The 3,617-nt window shown below is 63.1% G+C and carries 3 protein-coding genes; all 3 read left to right on the top strand.

Annotated elements, in window-relative coordinates:
• A partial coding sequence (locus tag WCA53_RS14990) for an AMP-binding protein (RefSeq protein WP_423911604.1) occupies positions 1–1,356 on the top strand: 1,356 nt, incomplete at its 5' end.
• Entirely contained in the window at positions 1,353–3,104 is a 1,752-nt protein-coding gene (locus WCA53_RS14985) for a glycosyltransferase family 2 protein (RefSeq protein WP_423911602.1), read from the top strand. The genes WCA53_RS14990 and WCA53_RS14985, both read left to right, overlap by 4 nt.
• On the top strand, positions 3,091–3,617 hold a 527-nt coding region (locus WCA53_RS14980; RefSeq protein ID WP_423911600.1), incomplete at its 3' end, for an aromatic amino acid lyase. The genes WCA53_RS14985 and WCA53_RS14980, both read left to right, overlap by 14 nt.

The raw sequence follows: 3,617 nt of genomic DNA, 5'->3' as shown, positions 1-3,617 counted from the left end.
CTCTATACCTCAGGGAGCAGCGGCGCACCCAAGCCAATCCACAAGACGCTCGCGCAGTTCAACGCCGAAGTCCATACGCTCGAAGCGCAGTGGGGAACCCTCGCGGGATCGGCGACCGTGCTTGGCAGCGTGCCGCATCACCACATCTACGGCTTGCTATTTCGCCTGCTATGGCCGCTCGCAGCCGGTCGGCCGTTCGACCGCGCGCTCATTCTCGATCCGCAACATTTGCAAGCACGCTTGTCGCAGTGCGGCGCGGCGCTCGTCGTATCGACGCCCGCGCAATTGTCACGCTGGCCCGCGCTGCAAGGTTTCAGATCGCTTAAGCCGGCCCCGCGCGTGTTTTTTTCGTCGGGCGGTCCACTCGCAGCGGAAACGGCGAACGAGTACGCCGACGCATTCGATACCGCTCCGGTCGAGATCTTTGGCAGTACGGAGACGGGCGGCATTGCGTGGCGCAGGCAAGATGTTTCGTCAGCGGTTTCGTCCGCATGGCAGCCGTTGCCGGGCATCGAGATTCGACGCGGAACCGACAGTACGCTCGACGTCCGTTCGCCGCATCTGGGCCATGACGACTGGCATCGTACGGACGACACGATCGCCTTCGATACCGACGGCCGGTTCCGCTTGACAGGCCGTGTCGATCGCGTGATCAAGCTCGACGGCAAGCGCGTGTCGCTGCCGGAACTCGAAGCGCGTCTCGCGCTGCATCCGTACGTGGCGCGTGCGGTCGTCGTGGTGCTCGAAGGAGAGTCATCGGCACGGCAGCGGATTGGCGCTTTGGTCGCGCTGTCCGGGGACGGTAATGATGCGATATATGCCGATGGCCGCGTGGCGCTTGCAAGGACTTTGCGGCGTCATCTCGCTGCTTACTTCGATATTGGCGTGCTGCCGCGCCATTGGCGTTTCAGGCTGACGCTTCCGTTCGATGAGCGCGGCAAGCTTCCGGTTAGCACCGTAACTGCCGCCTTCACCGCGCGCCCGGACGGCGTTGAAGTGATGGCCGAAGCTCACGCCATGAATGCTAACGAGCTGCTCTTCGATCTGCGCGTGCCGCCGACCCTCGTGCATTTCGCAGGCCATTTTCCGGGCTTGCCGATCTTGCCGGGCGTGGTGCAGGTCGACTGGGCGATACGTCTTGCGGCCGGGCACATTGCGGGTGTTCGCGAGGTTGCCTCGATCGATCGCCTCAAATTCAAGGCGCCCGTCGGACCCGGCGCGCTGCTGACGTTGAAGCTGACACACGACGCCGCGCGGCGGCGCGTGCAGTTTGCGTATCGGCTTGGCAATGGACGTGATAGCAGTGACGGACGTGAGTGTGCATCGGGCGTGATTGTTTATCGGAGCGCTGAATGAACTCCGCTAGGCACCCAGACACACACTTCAATGCGTGCATTGTCATTCCGATCTACAACCACAAGGACGTCATTGGTGACACTGTTGCGCGACTGCTCGCGCACGCGCTGCCGATCTACGTCGTGGATGATGGCAGCGACGAAGCCACGCAACAGGTGCTCTCGGCTTTAGCCAGCCACCACGCAGGCAAGGTCACACTCCTGAGGCTTCCTATCAATGGCGGCAAGGGCGCGGCCGTGATGGCCGGCCTGCGCGCCGCGCGAACGGATGGCTTTACGCATGCATTGCAAATCGATGCCGACGGCCAGCACGACGCCGCCGACGTGCCGCGCTTTATCGAAGCGGCAACGGCCGAGCCGAACGCCGTCATCCTGGGCCGTCCGGTCTACGACGAGAGCGTGCCCAAGTCGCGTCTCTATGGCCGCTATCTGACCCACGTCTGGGTCTGGATCGAAACGCTGTCGTTCACCATTCGCGACTCGATGTGCGGCTTCCGTCTCTATCCGCTCGACGCCGTCTGTGCGTTGATTGACGACGGGAATTTGCCGACGCGCATGGACTTCGACATAGCAATCCTGGTCCGGCTTCACTGGCGTCGGATGGTGTTTCGTTCGATTCCCACACGCGTCACGTACGCCGCCGACGGTGTCTCGCATTTCGACGTGCTGTGGGACAACGTGCGCATCACCGGCAGCCATACGCGGCTCGTCGCGGGGATGCTGTGGCGGTTGCCCGTGCTCCTTGCGCACAAGCTCACGCCGCACCGAGCGAACGATGCCACGATCGATTCCGCAAGCAAACAACCCCAACACTGGTCGCGTATCGCCGAACGTGGCAGCCATCTCGGGATGTCCTTGCTCGCACTCAGTTGCCGGATTTTTGGGCGTCGTTTCACCGCACTCTGGCTGCATCCGGTCGTGGTCTATTTCCTGCTGACGGGACACCTTGCGCGGTCAGCGTCAGTGAACTATTTCACGCACCTTGCCAACACCGCGCCGGGGGCTCGCAGGCCGCGTCCCGGATGGTTGTCCGCTTACCGGCACATGCTGGCGTTCGCGCAATCGGGATTCGACAAGCTCGGCGCGTGGTCGGGCCGCGTCAACGTATCGGACATCGTCTTCGATGACCCGAGCGCGTTCGAAGCACTTGCCAGCAGTGGCCGTGGCGCACTGGTGATCGGCGCGCATCTCGGCAATCTCGAGATGACGCGCGCGCTCGCGGCACGCGGCGCGCATAAAAAGGTCACGGCCATTGTCTATACGGAACACGCGCGCCGGTTCAACAGCGTGCTGGCATCGGCGAATAGCGACTTTGCACAGCGCCTGGTCGAGGTCAGCGACTTCGGGCCGGCGACGGCGATGATGATGCAGGAGCGTGTCGATGCCGGCGAGTTGCTGGTGATCGTGGGTGACCGTGTGCCCGCTCACGACGCGGGCCGCACGACCAGCGCCCAGTTTCTCGGCGCGGCCGCGCCGTTCGCGCAGGGTCCCTACGTGCTGGCTCACGCGCTGGGCTGTCCCGTCTACCTGTTTTTCTGCCTGAAAGAACGCACCGGATACCACCTTTATTTCGAGCCGTTCGCCGAGCGTATCGAGTTGCCGCGCCGGGAACGTGCGCAGCATCTCGCCGCGTGGGCGCAACGCTACGCGACGCGTCTCGAACACTATTGCCACAAGGCACCTTATCAATGGTTCAATTTTTTCGATTTCTGGGCGCGTCCCGAGAGAGGCGCGAATGGCCGAAAGTGATTTGATCAGCCACGCCGGGAATCATGCGAAGACCGTCTCCATAGGCGGGCGCCGGGTGACGATCGAAGAGATCGTTTCGATCGCGCAGCACCGCGCGCCAGTCGCGCTGAACACCGATCCCGAATGGTGCGCGCGCATCGAACGCGGGGCCGAATTCCTGCGCCAGCATCTTGCTGCAGGCAGGACCGTGTATGGCGTGAACACCGGTTACGGCGATGCCTGTGTCGTCGATGTACCGGCGGAACTCATCGAAGCATTGCCGTTGCAGCTCACGCGTTATCACGGTTGCGGCATGGGCCAGCATCTCGACGATGCACAGGCGCTCGCCGTGATCGCCACGCGGCTGAACTCGCTCGCATATGGTTTTTCAGGTGTGCGTACCGTGTTGCTCGAACGCCTTGCCGATCTGATCAATCACCGCGTGTTGCCGCGCATTCCATCGGAAGGCTCGGTGGGCGCAAGCGGCGACCTGACGCCGCTTTCCTATGTGGCCGCGGCGCTGGTCGGCGAACG

The organism is Caballeronia sp., from assembly GCF_049581465.1.
Lineage (GTDB): Bacteria > Pseudomonadota > Gammaproteobacteria > Burkholderiales > Burkholderiaceae > Caballeronia.
This window is presented reverse-complemented; position numbering and strand designations above follow the sequence as displayed.